This is a genomic window from Streptomyces sp. NPDC104381 (assembly GCF_055583745.1).
The window spans coordinates 147,282-162,127 of the sequence record NZ_JBVJNK010000008.1 but is presented as its reverse complement, the minus strand read 5'-3'; the positions used below and the strand labels follow the sequence as shown (position 1 = coordinate 162,127).

At 70.6% G+C, this 14,846-nt stretch carries 13 protein-coding genes; 10 read left to right on the top strand and 3 right to left on the bottom strand.

From position 1 onward, the window contains the following. Positions 1-10 precede the first annotated feature (10 nt). Entirely contained in the window at positions 11-712 is a 702-nt protein-coding gene (locus ACZ607_RS27380; RefSeq protein ID WP_469738776.1) for a DUF2470 domain-containing protein, read from the bottom strand. Positions 713-900: 188 nt separating this feature from the next. Here ACZ607_RS27380 and rpsD point away from each other — a divergent pair, with 188 nt between their 5' ends. Beyond that, positions 901-1,515 carry a 30S ribosomal protein S4 gene (gene rpsD / locus ACZ607_RS27375; RefSeq protein WP_014157362.1) on the top strand — a complete coding sequence of 205 codons (615 nt, stop codon included), beginning with the start codon at positions 901-903 and terminating at the stop codon, positions 1,513-1,515. 14 nt (positions 1,516-1,529) lie between these two features. Here the strand turns inward: rpsD and ACZ607_RS27370 are convergent, their stop codons facing one another. Beyond that, positions 1,530-3,806 (bottom strand): ATP-binding protein, encoded by a 2,277-nt coding sequence (locus tag ACZ607_RS27370; RefSeq protein WP_469738773.1) that lies wholly within the window; start codon positions 3,804-3,806, stop codon positions 1,530-1,532. 239 nt (positions 3,807-4,045) lie between these two features. Between ACZ607_RS27370 and ACZ607_RS27365 the strand changes: the two genes are divergently transcribed. The 6 genes from ACZ607_RS27365 to ACZ607_RS27340 all read left to right on the top strand — a co-directional run bounded on the left by ACZ607_RS27365 (position 4,046) and on the right by ACZ607_RS27340 (position 10,617). Next, positions 4,046-4,495 carry a DUF948 domain-containing protein gene (locus ACZ607_RS27365; protein ID WP_403992254.1) on the top strand — a complete coding sequence of 150 codons (450 nt, stop codon included), beginning with the start codon at positions 4,046-4,048 and terminating at the stop codon, positions 4,493-4,495. Between the two features lie 7 nt (positions 4,496-4,502). Further along, positions 4,503-4,799 (top strand): hypothetical protein, encoded by a 297-nt coding sequence (locus ACZ607_RS27360; RefSeq protein ID WP_469738771.1) that lies wholly within the window; start codon positions 4,503-4,505, stop codon positions 4,797-4,799. Continuing rightward, positions 4,799-7,468, top strand: a complete 2,670-nt coding sequence (gene alaS / locus ACZ607_RS27355; RefSeq protein WP_469738769.1) for an alanine--tRNA ligase — start codon at positions 4,799-4,801, stop codon at positions 7,466-7,468. Before ACZ607_RS27360 ends, alaS begins: the two co-directional genes overlap by 1 nt. An 8-nt stretch (positions 7,469-7,476) precedes the next feature. Further along, positions 7,477-7,950: a Holliday junction resolvase RuvX gene (gene ruvX, locus ACZ607_RS27350; protein WP_469739349.1), complete on the top strand. Its 474-nt coding sequence runs from the start codon at positions 7,477-7,479 to the stop codon at positions 7,948-7,950. 101 nt (positions 7,951-8,051) lie between these two features. After that, the gene (gene mltG / locus ACZ607_RS27345) at positions 8,052-9,800 is read left to right on the top strand and encodes an endolytic transglycosylase MltG (protein ID WP_469738767.1); all 1,749 of its coding nucleotides are present in this window, start codon (positions 8,052-8,054) and stop codon (positions 9,798-9,800) included. Continuing rightward, positions 9,787-10,617 (top strand): shikimate dehydrogenase, encoded by an 831-nt coding sequence (locus ACZ607_RS27340; protein ID WP_469738765.1) that lies wholly within the window; start codon positions 9,787-9,789, stop codon positions 10,615-10,617. The genes mltG and ACZ607_RS27340 overlap by 14 nt, the downstream gene beginning before the upstream one ends. Before the next feature lie 80 nt (positions 10,618-10,697). Here ACZ607_RS27340 and ACZ607_RS27335 read toward each other — a convergent pair whose 3' ends face one another. Further along, complete coding sequence (locus tag ACZ607_RS27335; RefSeq protein WP_469738763.1) at positions 10,698-11,162, bottom strand: serine/threonine protein kinase; 465 nt, start codon at positions 11,160-11,162, stop codon at positions 10,698-10,700. A gap of 300 nt (positions 11,163-11,462) precedes the next feature. Between ACZ607_RS27335 and aroC the strand changes: the two genes are divergently transcribed. The 3 genes from aroC to aroQ are packed head-to-tail and all read left to right on the top strand — an operon-like array spanning position 11,463 to position 14,730. Beyond that, positions 11,463-12,647, top strand: a complete 1,185-nt coding sequence (gene aroC / locus ACZ607_RS27330; protein WP_124279743.1) for a chorismate synthase — start codon at positions 11,463-11,465, stop codon at positions 12,645-12,647. Beyond that, on the top strand, positions 12,644-14,290 hold the full coding sequence (gene aroB / locus ACZ607_RS27325; protein WP_469738761.1) for a 3-dehydroquinate synthase: 1,647 nt from the start codon (positions 12,644-12,646) through the stop codon (positions 14,288-14,290). The genes aroC and aroB overlap by 4 nt, the downstream gene beginning before the upstream one ends. Beyond that, on the top strand, positions 14,287-14,730 hold the full coding sequence (gene aroQ / locus ACZ607_RS27320; RefSeq protein ID WP_469738759.1) for a type II 3-dehydroquinate dehydratase: 444 nt from the start codon (positions 14,287-14,289) through the stop codon (positions 14,728-14,730). The genes aroB and aroQ overlap by 4 nt, the downstream gene beginning before the upstream one ends. Positions 14,731-14,846: the final 116 nt, after the last annotated feature.

The window sequence follows — 14,846 nt, the reverse complement described above, 5'->3', positions numbered from 1 at the left end:
CGGCGGCCGCTCAGCAGGACGCCGCTTCGAAGAGTGTGTGCATCGCGCGGCGCAGCTCGGTGATGTCGCGTACGGGCTCGGGAAACTCGAACCGGGCGTCGAAGCAGGCACCCCGGCCCTCGACGAACCGCACCCGGAGGCCGAAGCGGTCGAGCGCGACCGGCACGGCGTCGAGGCCGTGATCCTCGCAGCCGCACTCGGACCGGTCGCCGAGCAGTGCGGAGAGGGTGGCCATCTGCTCGCCGTGGGCGGCGTGCAGATGCTGGAGCAGCTCGGCCTCGTGCGTGACGAGCGGGTCGGCGACGGCGTCCCGGAAGGCCTCCGGCTCCACCTCCTCGAACCCCCACAGATCGTCGACCGACGCCTCCCCGGTCTCCAGCCGGAGCATCATCCGGCCGGCCTCCGCGAGGCCCGGCACGGCGGTGAGCCAGCCGGAGATCCGGGCCCGGCCGCGGATGCGGTGCGGGACGGAGACCGGAGCGACGTCCGTGATCTCCAGCACGGCGGTCAGCTCGTCGCCCTGGGCGCGCGTCGCGGCCCGTACGACCGGGGAATCCACGGGGAATCCGAGGAACAGATCCCCCTCGGGCCCGATGCTCCTGGAGTCGGGCATCAGCTGGTCCGGGTGGATGACCGACAGCCCCGGTACGAGCAGCACCGCGGAGCAGGTACTCTGTACGAGAGTTCGTGTGCGCTCGGCTGCTGACGGCATCCGAGTGTTTTCAAGCCCGCTGGGACGCGGCTGACCACGATCAGATCGGCCTTCCGTCGTAGCAGCACCTTCTGGTGTGCTGCCGCTGTCTGTGCTGTCCGTGACGTGTGTGGTGTTCCCAGGGCGAGACATGCGATCTCCTTGAGTAAGGTAAGCCTAACCTAACCTACAACGGAGGTCTGGAGAACGTGCCTAACCAGTCGCGTCCCAAGGTCAAGAAGTCGCGTGCCCTCGGCATCGCCCTGACGCCGAAGGCTGTCAAGTACTTCGAAGCCCGCCCCTACCCGCCGGGCGAGCACGGCCGTGGCCGCAAGCAGAACTCGGACTACAAGGTCCGTCTGCTCGAGAAGCAGCGTCTGCGTGCGCAGTACGACATCAGCGAGCGCCAGATGGCGCGCGCCTACGACCGCGCCCGTAAGGCCGAGGGCAAGACGGGCGAGGCGCTGGTCGTCGAGCTCGAGCGCCGCCTCGACGCCCTGGTCCTGCGTTCGGGCATCGCCCGCACCATCTACCAGGCCCGTCAGATGGTCGTCCACGGCCACATCGAGGTCAACGGTGGCAAGGTCGACAAGCCGTCGTTCCGCGTGCGCCCCGACGACGTCGTGCAGGTCCGCGAGCGCAGCCGCTCCAAGGTCCCCTTCCAGGTCGCCCGTGAGGGTGGCTACGACACGGACGGCGAGACCCCGCGCTACCTCCAGGTGAACCTGAAGGCCCTGGCCTTCCGCCTGGACCGTGACCCGAACCGCAAGGAAATCCCGGTCATCTGCGACGAGCAGCTCGTCGTCGAGTACTACGCCCGCTGATCCAGGCGTAGCTCTCAACCGAGCTCGGGCCCGCCCCTCCCTGTCGTACGGGAGGCGGCGGGCCTTCGCGCGTCCCCGGCGGCCCCCGCTCCGGACGCCCCGTCCGCCGCCGTGGCCGTGGTCCCGTCGCCCGCGGGGACCGCGTGCTCGCCCTCCGGCTCCGGGGCCGTGCTCCCGTCCGGCACCTGGACCCCGCCCGCGCCCGTACCGCCTCCGAGCGCCCGGGTCACCGCGGCCCTCGCGTCCAGCCGGCGGCCCGAGCGCCGCTCCGCGTCGTACCGCGCGTCGCCGAGCTCCGCCCTGGCCCGCTCTTCGCACTCGGCCCGCGGCTTCCCGTAGTGCACGGAGCCGAACAGCGGCAGCCCCACCGAGGGCCAGATCCGGTCCGCCGCACCCTGGAGCACCGCCGCCTCCGCCGCGTCCCCCTCGACCACCGTGATGAGCGCCAGCAGCTCCAGCGCGAGGACCGTGCCCAGCAGATCGTGGAAGGCGTGCGCGATGGACAGCGCCTCCCCGAGCATCCGGCGCGCCCGCCCGCCCGCACCGGTCCGCAGCGCGGCGAAGCCCAGGACGTACAGCGCGTAGGCCAGGGCCCACCGCTCGCCGTGGTCCTCGCAGATCTCGCGTACCTCGTCGCAGATCGCCGCGGCCGCGTCCAGATCGCCCCGGAACGCCACCGCCATGCCCAGCTCGACCTGGGCCATCAGCACATTGCTGTTCAGCTCGCCGATGTCCCGGTAGCGATCGAGCGCCTCGCGCAGCAGCTCCTCCGCGCGCGCCGGGTCGTCCGTGACGATCGAGAGGCAGCCCGTGCGGTGCACGGCATAGGCCACGGCGGTGGCATCGCCCGAGCGCTCACCCTCCTCGCGGCACTCCTGGAGGGCCGACACCGCGCCGACCGGATCCCCCTGGAGGACCGAGACGTACCCGAGGACCCACAGGGCCTTCAGCCGCGAGTGGTCGTACGGGGACTCCGCCTCCAGGACGTGGTCCAGCCAGTGGCGGCCCTCCGACAGCCGCCCGCAGCCCACCCAGTAGAACCAGAGCGTGCCCGCCAGGTACTGGGCGAGATGGACCTCCTCCGGGCTCTCCATCGAGCACTCCATCGCACGGCGGAGATTGGGCAGCTCGCTGTCGACCCGGGCGGCCGCCTCGGCCTGCCGGGGGCTGAACCAGTCGAGCTCGCACCACGTGGCGAGCCCCAGGTACCAGTCCCGGTGCCTGCGGCGCAGCCGCTCGGCGTCCCCGGTCGCCCGCAGCCACTCGGCGCCGTACTCCCGCACCGTGTCCAGCAGCCGGTAACGGCTGCCGACGGGCGAGTCCTCGCGCAGCACCACGGACTGCGCCAGCAGTTCGTCCAGCACGTCCAGCACGGAGTCGGCCGGCAGCCCGGGGCCGCTGCAGATGTACTCGACGGCCTCCAGGTCGAACTGCCCGGCGAACACCGAGAGCCGCGCCCACAGCAGCCGCTGCTCGGGAGCGCACAGCTCATGACTCCAGCCGATGGCCGTACGCAGCGTCTGGTGGCGGGGGAGCGCGCTCGGGCTGCCCCCGGTCAGCAGCCGGAAACGGTCGTCGAGACGGTGCAGCACCTGCTCCATCGTCAGGGCCCGCAGCCGCCCCGCGGCCAGCTCCAGGGCCAGCGGGATGCCGTCGAGCCGACGGCAGAGCTCGCGCGCGGTCCCACGGTCGGCGTCCGTCAGCCCGAACCCCGGGCGCACCGCCGCGGCGCGCCGGACGAAGAGCTCCAGCGCGTCGTCGTCGCTCATCGGCATCAGCGGGTACGTGAGTTCGCCGTCCACCCGCAGGGGGCGGCGCCCGGCGGCGAGCACCTGGAGGCGCGGCGCGCGGCGGAGCAGCTCCCGTACGAGACCGGCGCAGGCGTCGGTGAGGTGCTCGAAGCCGTCGATCACGAGCAGGAGCCGGCGCCGCGCGCAGTGCTCGACCAGGACGGCGCGCGGTGGCCTGCCCGTGTGGTCGGTGAGGCCCAGGGCGTCGACCAGGGCGTGTTCGAGCAGCTCCGGGTCCTGGACCGCCGACAGCTCCGCCAGCCAGACACCATGGCAGTACCGTTTCTCCATCAAGGCGGCCGCCCGGGTCACGAAGCGGGTCTTGCCGACCCCGGCGACCCCGGCCACGGTGACGAGCCTCGACTCCCGCAGCAGCGGCTCGATCGCGGTCAGTTCGTCGTCGCGTCCCACGAAGGTGTTCAGCTCCGCCGGGAGATTTCCGCGCACGGGGGCGGGCTCCGCTTCGTCGGGCGTGGGGGAGGGGCGCTGAGGGCGTCGCATGAAACACGCAGAGTACTGGCACATAAGCTCTCCGTACAATCTCCCCGCCCCCGGGACCCGCGCCCCCGCCCGTAATGCGGTACGGGGTGCGACGCCCGGCGCGATAGGCTCGGGTGACGACGATCGGCACGGACGGCAGCACGCACCGGCCGAGCCGTGACAGGCAGACTCCGGCCGGGAGAGGATCCCGGCCGCTGCGGGCGACGAGCAGAGAGCGGTGCACTGTGTCCGGTGGAGAGGTGGCCGGCATCCTGGTGGCTGTCTTCTGGGCGATCCTGGTGTCCTTCCTCGCCGTGGTACTGGTGAGACTGGCCCAGACGCTCAGGGCGACCACGGCGCTGGTGGCGGACGTGACGGAGCAGGCGGTTCCGCTGCTCGCCGACGCCTCCGCCACGCTGCGCTCCGCGCAGACCCAGCTGGACAAGGTCGACGCCATCGCGAGCGACGTCCAGGAGGTCACCTCCAACGCCTCCGCGCTCTCCACCACCGTCGCGTCGACGTTCGGCGGCCCGCTCGTGAAGGTGGCCGCGTTCGGCTACGGGGTGCGGCAGGCGATCGGCCGCCGCACCGCCGCGGAGCCCGAACCGGCCCGCCGGGCCTCCCGCCGCACCGTGATCGTCGGCCGTACCGTGCCGTCCGCCCGCGACAGGAAGCGGAACGGCCGCAGCTCCCGTGGACAGAAGGACTGAACCAGCGATGTTCCGCCGTACGTTCTGGTTCACCGCCGGCGCAGCCGCCGGTGTCTGGGCCACCACCAAGGTCAACCGCAAGATCCGGCAGCTGACCCCCGAGAGCCTCGCGGCGCAGGCCGCCGACAAGGCGATCGAGGCGGGTCACAAGCTGAAGGACTTCGCTCTCGACGTCCGCGAGGGCATGGTCAGGCGCGAGGCCGAACTGGGCGACGCCCTCGGTATCGAGGCACCCGTCGACCCCGAGCCCGCGCTCCACCGCGCACTTCCCTACAACCCGAACAACCGGAATGAGGACTACTGATGGAGTCGGCTGAAATTCGCCGCCGCTGGCTGAGCTTCTTCGAGGAGCGCGGTCACACCGTCGTGCCTTCGGCGTCGCTCATCGCGGACGACCCGACTCTGCTGCTGGTCCCCGCGGGCATGGTTCCCTTCAAGCCCTACTTCCTCGGCGAGGTCAAGCCGCCCGCCCCGCGCGTCACCAGCGTGCAGAAGTGCGTGCGTACGCCGGACATCGAAGAGGTCGGCAAGACCACCCGGCACGGCACGTTCTTCCAGATGTGCGGCAACTTCTCCTTCGGGGACTACTTCAAGGAAGGGGCCATCCGGTTCGCCTGGGAGGCCCTCACCAACTCCGTGGCGGACGGCGGCTTCGGCCTCGACCCCGAGCGCCTCTGGATCACGGTCTACCTGGACGACGACGAGGCCGAGCAGATCTGGCGCGAGCAGATCGGCGTCCCCGCCGAGCGCATCCAGCGCCTGGGCAAGAAGGACAACTTCTGGTCCATGGGCGTCCCCGGCCCCTGCGGCCCGTGCTCCGAGATCAACTACGACCGCGGCCCGGAATTCGGCGTCGAGGGCGGCCCCGCCGTCAACGACGAGCGGTACGTGGAGATCTGGAACCTCGTCTTCATGCAGTACGAGCGGGGCGCCGGCGACGGCAAGGAGGACTTCCCGATCCTCGGCGACCTCCCGTCGCAGAACATCGACACGGGCCTCGGCCTCGAACGCCTCGCCATGATCCTCCAGGGCGTACAGAACATGTACGAGACCGACACCCTGCGCGTCGTCATGGACAAGGCCACCGAGCTCACCGGCGTGCGTTACGGCGCCGACCAGGGCTCCGACGTCTCCCTCCGGGTCGTCGCCGACCACATCCGCACGTCGGTCATGCTCATCGGCGACGGTGTCACCCCGGGCAACGAGGGCCGCGGCTACGTCCTGCGCCGCATCATGCGCCGCGCCATCCGCAACATGCGGCTCATGGGCGCCACCGGCCCGGTCGTCCGTGAGCTCGTCGACGTCGTCGTCGACACCATGGGGCAGCAGTACCCGGAGCTGATCACCGACCGCAAGCGCATCGAGACCGTCGCCCTCGCCGAGGAAGCCGCCTTCCTCAAGGCCCTCAAGGGCGGCACGAACATCCTCGACACCGCCGTCACCGAGACCAAGGCCGCCGGTGGCAAGGTCCTCGCCGGCGACAAGGCGTTCCTGCTCCACGACACCTGGGGCTTCCCGATCGACCTCACGCTGGAGATGGCCGCCGAACAGGGCCTCTCCGTCGACGAGGACGGCTTCCGCCGCCTGATGAAGGAGCAGCGGGAGCGCGCCAAGGCCGACGCCAAGGCCAAGAAGACCGGGCACGCCGACCTGTCCGCCTACCGCGAGGTCGCCGACAACTCCGGCGTCACCGAGTTCACCGGCTACACCGCCACCCAGGGCGAGTCGACCATCGTCGGCCTGCTCGTCGACGGCCTGCCCTCGCCCGCCGCCACCGAGGGCGACGAGGTCGAGGTCGTCCTCGACCGCACCCCGTTCTACGCCGAGGGCGGCGGTCAGCTCGCCGACCAGGGGCGCATCCGGCTCGACACCGGCGCCGTCATCGAGGTCCGCGACGTGCAGCAGCCCGTCCCCGGCGTCTCCGTGCACAAGGGCTCGGTCCAGGTCGGCGAGGTGACGGTCGGCTCCTCCGCCCTCGCCGTCATCGACGTGACCCGCCGCCGCGCCATCGCCCGCGCCCACAGCGCCACGCACCTCACGCACCAGGCACTGCGCGACGCACTCGGCCCGACGGCCGCCCAGGCCGGCTCGGAGAACTCGCCCGGCCGCTTCCGCTTCGACTTCGGCTCGCCCGCCGCCGTACCCGGCACGGTCCTCACCGACGTCGAGCAGAAGATCAACGAGGTCCTCTCGCGGGAACTCGACGTCCAGGCCGAGGTGATGTCCATCGACGACGCCAAGAAGCAGGGCGCCATCGCCGAGTTCGGCGAGAAGTACGGCGAGCGGGTGCGCGTTGTCACCATCGGCGACTTCTCCAAGGAGCTGTGCGGCGGGACCCACGTACACAACACCTCCCAGCTGGGTCTCGTGAAGCTGCTCGGCGAGTCCTCCATCGGCTCGGGCGTCCGCCGTATCGAGGCCCTGGTCGGCGTGGACGCGTACAACTTCCTCGCCAAGGAGCACACGGTCGTCGCCCAGCTCCAGGAGCTGCTCAAGGGCCGCCCCGAGGAGCTCCCCGAGAAGATCTCCGGCATGCTCGGCAAGCTGAAGGACGCCGAGAAGGAGATCGAGAAGTTCCGCGCGGAGAAGGTCCTGCAGGCCGCCGCCGGGCTCGTGGAGTCGGCCAAGGACGTACGCGGCGTCGCCCTGGTCACCGGCGAGGTGCCGTCCGGCACCTCGGCCGACGACCTGCGCAAGCTGGTCCTCGACGTGCGCGGCCGCATCCAGGGCGGCCGGCCGGCCGTCGTGGCCCTGTTCACCACGGCCAACGGCCGCCCGCTGACGGTCATCGCCACCAACGAGGCGGCCCGTGAGCGCGGCCTCAAGGCCGGTGAGCTGGTGCGCACCGCCGCCAAGACCCTCGGTGGCGGTGGCGGCGGCAAGCCGGACGTCGCCCAGGGCGGCGGCCAGAACCCGGACGCCATCGGCGACGCCGTCGCCGCTGTCGAACGCCTCGTCACCGAGACGGCGTGACGCCCGACATGTCGCAGATGCGCCGTGGACGCCGACTCGCCATCGACGTCGGTGACGCCCGGATCGGGGTCGCCTCGTGCGACCCCGACGGGATCCTCGCCACGCCGGTGGAGACCGTGCCGGGACGCGACGTCCCGGCCGCCCACCGGCGGCTCGGCCTGATCGTCGAGGAGTACGAGCCGATCGAGGTCATCGTCGGCCTGCCCCGTTCGCTGGGCGGCGGCGAGGGCCCGGCGGCGGCCAAGGTCCGTGCCTTCGCGCAGGTTCTCGCCCGCGCCGTCGCACCGATTCCTGTACGTCTTCTGGACGAGAGGATGACCACAGTGACGGCCACTCAGGGGCTGCGCGCTTCGGGCGTGAAGTCCAAGAAGGGCCGCTCTGTCATCGACCAGGCTGCCGCTGTGGTGATCCTCCAGAACGCTCTGGAGTCCGAACGGGCGTCAGGCGCTCCCCCGGGCGAGGGCGTCGAAGTGGTTGTCTGATCGCGATACGGTAACGTTCCGCGCGATGCGCCGGTGTTCGAACAGACACCGCACAGCAAAGCGAAGAGACGGAACGCGCGTCTCGCGGCTCAAGGGGATCGATGACTGAGTATGGCCGGGGCCCCGGCTCCGAACCGTGGCATCCCGAGGACCCCTTGTACGGGGACCAGGGATGGGGCCACCAGGCCGCCCACGGCCAGGGCCAGTACGAAGGCCAGCAGCAGCCGTATGCGCAGGACCCGTACGCCCAGCAGGGCTACCAGCAGGACCCGTACCAGCAGCCGTACGGCGCGCAGCAGGACCCGTACCAGCAGGACCCCTACGCCCAGCAGCCGCAGCACGCCCAGCAGGACCCGTACACCCAGCAGCCGCAGCACGCCCCGCACGACCCGTACGCCCAGCAGGACCCGTACGCCCAGCAGCCGCAGTACGACGGCGGCTGGGACACCGGCCAGCAGGCGGCGATGCCGTACGGGGCGCAGCAGCCCCGGTACGACAACAACCCCGGCTACGGCGAGCAGGCCGACCCCTACGGCACCCCCGAGGCCTACCCCCCGCCGCAGCCCCCGGGCCACCGCGAGGAGCCGGCGCCTCAGCAGGGCCAGGACTGGGCCCCGGACGCGCCGGAGGAGGAGACGCATCCTTTCTTCACGGGCGCCGACGAACCGGCCGACACCCGTGACTCCCGCTCCCGGCCTCGCGGCGAGGACGAGGAGTACGACGACGACCCGCGCGAGTCCCGCCGGGGCGGCGGCGAGCGCCGGGGCAAGGGCAAGAAGAAGAACCGCAACGGGTGTGCGTGCCTGGGCGTCGCGGCGGTCCTGGTCGCCGGCCTCGGCGGGGTGGCCTACGTCGGCTACTCGTACTACCAGAGCCAGTTCGGTGAGGCGCCCGATTATGCGGGCGAGGGCACGGGATCGGTGGAGGTGGAGATCCCCGAGGGCGCGCTGGGGAACGAGATCGCCAACATCCTGAAGAAGGCCGGTGTCGTCAAGTCCGTCGATGCCTTCGTCTCGGCGCAGAACGGGAATCCCAAGGGAGGGTCCCTCCAGGCCGGTGTCTATCTCCTGAAGAAGGAGATGTCCGCCGACAGCGCCATCGAATTGATGCTGGACCCGAAGAGCCAGAACGGTCTGATGGTCCGCCCCGGCCAGCGCAACGACACCGTGTACTCGGAAATCGACAAACGGCTCGGCCTGAAGGACGGAACGACCGCGGGGGTCGCCAAGACGAATGCGGGCAGTCTCGGGCTGCCCGACTGGGCGGACGACGACCCGGTCATAAAGGATCCGCTGGAAGGCTTCCTTTACCCCGCCACCTACGCGGTTGCCAAGGGAACAAAACCTGAGGCCGTTCTGAAGAAGATGGTCGGTCGGGCCAGTGCCGAGTACGAAAAACTTGATCTGGCAGCAACTGCCAAGAAGCACGACCTGGACGGTCCCTGGCAGGTGCTCACCGTCGCGAGTCTCGTCCAGGCCGAGGGTAAGACGCACGATGACTTCCGCAAGATGAGTGAAGTCGTCTACAACCGTCTCAAGCCCAGCAATACCGAGACGAATCAGTTGCTCCAGTTCGACTCGACGTTCAATTACCTCAAAAAGCAGAGCAAAATCGATATCAGCGTGTCCGAGATCCACAAGAACAAGGACCCGTACAACACCTATACGCAGCGGGGCCTCACCCCCGGGCCCATCAGCAACCCGGGCTCCGACGCGTTGGCCGCCGCGCTGAATCCGACCACCGATGGCTGGATCTATTTCGTGGCCACCGATGGGCAGCACAAGACAGAGTTCGCCAAGAACTACGACGACTTCCTGAAGCTCAAGGAAAAGTTCGATGCCCTCGACTGAGGCTCACAGGGCCGCCGTGCTCGGCTCGCCCATCGCCCACTCCCTCTCCCCGGCCTTGCACCGCGCCGCGTACGCGGAACTCGGCCTGGAGAACTGGTCGTACGAGCGCTTCGACGTAAACGAGGAGGCCCTCCCCGGCTTCATCGAGGGGCTGGACTCCTCCTGGGTGGGGCTCTCCCTGACCATGCCGCTCAAGCGGGCGATCATCCCGCTGCTGGACAGCGTCAGCGACACGGCGGCTTCGGTCGAGGCGGTCAACACCGTCGTATTCACCGAGGACGGCCGACGTGTCGGCGACAACACGGACATCCCCGGGATGGTCGCCGCCCTGCACGAGCGCGGCGTCGAGAAGGTCGAGACAGCCGCCGTCCTGGGTGCCGGCGCCACGGCGTCCTCGGCGCTGGCCGCGCTCTCCGTGATCTGCACGGGCCCGGTCACCGCCTACGTGCGCAGTGCGGCGCGGGCCGACGAGATGCGGGGCTGGGGCGAACGCCTCGGTGTGGACGTGAGGATCGCGGACTGGGCGGCGGCCGCCGAGGCCCTGCACGCCCCCCTGGTCATCGCCACCACCCCGGCCGGCACCACGGACACCCTCGCCGACGCCGTCCCCGCGTCCCCCGGAACACTCTTCGACGTGCTGTACGAGCCCTGGCCGACGGCCCTCGCCTCCCGCTGGTCGGCAGCCGGGGGACCGGTGGTCGGAGGCCTCGACCTCCTCGTCCACCAGGCAGTTCTCCAGGTGGAGCAGATGACCGGACGCGACGCGCCCCTCGCGATCATGCGCGCGGCGGGCGAAGCGGCGCTGGCCGCGCGTTAGGCCCGGAGACCCGTTCAGGCGGACGCCCCCGGCCAGGGTGGCCGGGGGCGACGCAACATTTCAGACCGTGGCTGTGGTGGTCAGCCGCAGTTGCCAAGAGCGCTCGTGTGCGTCTCGTACCAGACGCTGGAGGCGCCGCTCTGATAGGTCTTCCCCCAGAACTGAACGCATTTACTCGCCGCGCTCACGTAGACAGGGCCTGCGTAATATCCGTAAGCGCCCTCGTCCTTGACCCAGGACCCGCCCTCTGCTCGGATCCCGGCGCCCAAAGTGGTCTTGCCCCCGTAGAAGGACGAGGACGTGGGGTGTTTCAGAGTGACGGCGCAGTTCTTCTTCGTGCTGGAGTTGTAGAGCTGAAAAGTGGTCGCGCCCTGAGTTTCCCTGTCGGACAAGACGTGGGATCGCTGAACGAAATAGCCCGATCCGCAGATTGACGCAGCCTCGCTGGACAGGCTGGCTGCCTGTGCCGGGCTTCCGAGGAGCACGGTACTGAAAAGTGCGGTCGCAGACGTCGTGACGACTATTCTTCGGGTCGTCTTCTTCATGATGTACCCCGCCCCTTGTGATGTGGTGTGCGTCGACTTCGAACCTGAGCGTACGTTGTCCGACGCGCCCGAGGTGGAGAACTGCAAGAGTTGCCTTTGTTCGGCGTCTGTCCACTTCTTGATTGATTCCCGTCGTTGCCGGGGCTGTCCCTTCCCACCCGGAAACAGCCCCCGGACCGTCCGTCTGCTGGACCGGCGGCAGGGGGGCGCTTCCGGTCGTGGGAGGATCGGGGGCGGCGGGCCAGGGCCGCGCACCCGGTCGCGCCGTTGCAGTTACAGGCGCGAGCATGAGGAGCACCGTTGAGCAGGTTGCGCTGGCTGACCGCCGGAGAGTCGCACGGCCCCGCACTGGTGGCGACGCTGGAGGGTCTTCCCGCCGGTATCCCCGTCACCACGGAGATGGTGGCGGACGCGCTCGCCAGGCGACGGCTCGGTTACGGGCGCGGCGCCCGGATGAAGTTCGAGCGGGACGAGGTCACCTTCCTCGGCGGGGTCCGGCACGGCCTGACCATGGGCTCGCCCGTCGCCGTCATGGTGGGCAACACCGAGTGGCCCAAGTGGGAGCAGGTCATGTCGGCCGACCCGGTCGACCCCGACGTGCTGGCCGAGCAGGCCCGTAACGCCCCGCTGACCCGCCCCAGGCCCGGCCACGCCGACCTGGCCGGGATGCAGAAGTACGGCTTCGACGAGGCCCGGCCGGTCCTGGAGCGCGCCAGCGCCCGCGAGACCGCGGCCCGTGTCGCCCTCGGCGCCGTCGCCCGCTCCTACCTCAAGGAGACCGCGGGCATCGAGATCGTCTCCCACGTCGTCGAGCTGGCCGCGGCCAAGGCGCCGTACGGCGTCTACCCCAAGCCCTCCGACGTGGAGCGGCTCGACGCCGACCCCGTGCGCTGCCTGGACGCCGACGCGTCGAAGGAGATGGTCGCGGAGATCGACCAGGCCCACAAGGACGGCGACACCCTCGGGGGAGTCGTCGAGGTGCTCGCCTACGGCGTCCCCGTCGGTCTCGGCTCGCACGTCCACTGGGACCGCAGGCTCGACGCCCGCCTCGCCGCCGCGCTGATGGGCATCCAGGCCATCAAGGGCGTCGAGGTCGGCGACGGCTTCGACCTCGCCCGGGTGCCCGGCTCCAAGGCGCACGACGAGATCGTCGCCACCCCGGACGGCATCAGGCGCACCTCCGGCCGTTCCGGCGGCACCGAGGGCGGGCTGACCACCGGTGAGCTGCTCCGGGTCCGTGCCGCGATGAAGCCCATCGCCACCGTGCCCCGCGCGCTCGCCACGGTCGACGTCGTGACCGGCGAAGCGGCCAAGGCCCACCACCAGCGTTCCGACGTGTGCGCCGTGCCGGCCGCCGGGATCGTCGCCGAGGCGATGGTCGCGCTGGTGCTGGCCGACGCGGTGGCGGAGAAGTTCGGCGGGGACAGCGTCGCCGAGACCCACCGCAACGTGCAGTCGTACCTCTCCCACCTCCAGATCCGGTGAGCGGCCCGCTGATCGTCCTGGTCGGCCCCATGGGGGTGGGCAAGTCCACCGTGGGTGAACTGCTCGCCGACCGGCTGGGCACCGGCTACCGCGACACCGACGCGGACGTCGTCGCCACCGCGGGCAAGGAGATCTCGGAGATCTTCTTCGACGACGGCGAGGAGCGGTTCCGCGCGCTGGAACGCCAGGCCGTCCGCGACGCGGTCGACCGGCACACCGGTGTGCTCGCCCTCGGCGGCGGCGCCGTGCTCGACGCCGAGACCCGCGCGCTGCTCGCCGGCCGCCCGGTCGTCTACCTCTCCATGGACGTGGACGAGGCCGTCCGCCGGGTCGGGCTGAACACCGCCCGCCCCCTCCTCGCCGTCAATCCGCGACGGCAGTGGCGCGAGCTCATGGACGCCAGGCGTCCCCTCTACGAGGAGGTGGCCGCCGTCAGCGTCGCCACCGACGAACGCGCTCCCGAAGAGGTCGCCCAGGCGATCATCGAGGCACTGGAACTGCCGGAACGTACAGGCGGACCCGTGCCGTCCGACCAGGAGAAGTCACGCATGACCGAGCAGGGCACCACGCGCATCCAGATCGCCGGCACGGCAGGCACCGACCCGTACGAGGTGCTCGTCGGCCGCCAGCTCCTCGGCGAGCTGCCGAACCTCATCGGCGACCGCGCCAAGCGCGTCGCCGTCCTGCACCCCGAGGCACTGGCCGAGACGGGCGAGGCGGTCCGTGAGGACCTCGCCGCCCAGGGCTACGAGGCCATCGCGATCCAGCTGCCGAACGCCGAGGAGGCCAAGACCGTCGAGGTCGCCGCCTACTGCTGGAAGGCGCTCGGCCAGACCGGCTTCACCCGCACCGACGTCATCGTCGGCATCGGCGGCGGCGCCACCACCGACGTCGCGGGCTTCGTCGCCGCGTCCTGGCTGCGCGGGGTCCGCTGGATCGCCGTACCGACGACCGTGCTCGGCATGGTCGACGCGGCGGTCGGTGGAAAGACCGGCATCAACACCGCCGAGGGCAAGAACCTCGTGGGCGCCTTCCACCCGCCGGCCGGGGTGCTCTGCGACCTCGCCGCGCTGGACTCGCTGCCCGTCAACGACTACGTCTCCGGCATGGCCGAGATCATCAAGGCCGGCTTCATCGCCGACCCGGTCATCCTCGACCTCGTCGAGGCGGACCCGGAGGGCGCCCGTACGCCCGCCGGGCCGCACACCGCCGAGCTGATCGAGCGCTCCATCCGGGTCAAGGCCGAGGTCGTCTCCAGCGACCTCAAGGAGTCCGGACTCAGGGAGATCCTCAACTACGGGCACACCCTGGCCCACGCCATCGAGAAGAACGAGCGCTACAAGTGGCGCCACGGCGCCGCCGTCTCGGTCGGCATGGTCTTCGCCGCCGAGCTGGGCCGGCTCGCCGGACGTCTCGACGACGCCACCGCCGACCGGCACCGCGCCGTCCTGGAGTCCGTCGGGCTGCCGCTCACCTACCGAGGTGACCAGTGGCCCAAGCTCCTGGAGAACATGAAGGTCGACAAGAAGTCCCGCGGTGACCTGCTGCGCTTCATCATCCTGGACGGCATCGGGAAGCCCACCGTGCTGGAGGGCCCCGACCCGGCCGTCCTGCTCGCCGCCTACGGGGAGGTCTCGGCGTGACGACCCACAGGGTCCTCGTGCTCAACGGCCCGAACCTCGGACGCCTGGGCTCCCGCGAGCCCGATGTGTACGGGGCGACGTCCTACGCCGGTCTGGTCGACACCTGCCAGGCTCTCGGCAAGGAACTCGGCTTCGACGTCGACGTCCGGGAGACCAACGACGAGGGCGAACTGATCCGCTGGCTCCACGAGGCGGCGGACGGTTCGATTCCGGTCGTTCTCAACCCCGGTGCCTTCACGCACTATTCGTACGGAATGCGCGACGCGGCAGCCCAGCGCACCGCCCCGCTCATCGAGGTGCACATCTCGAATCCGTACGCACGGGAGGAATTCCGCCACACCTCGGTGGTCGCCCCGGTGGCCACCGGGACCGTGGCAGGCTTCGGGATCGGCTCCTACCGGCTCGCCCTGCGGGCCCTGGCCGACGAACTGACGGACTGACACGCCGGCCGACACCGGGCACTCCGTGCCTTCCCCGCCCGTTCACAGCGTGGCGGCCGGGGAGGGTACGGTTGCCGTCGACCAGCGCCAGTTGCCTGTACGAGACGGAGTGGCAC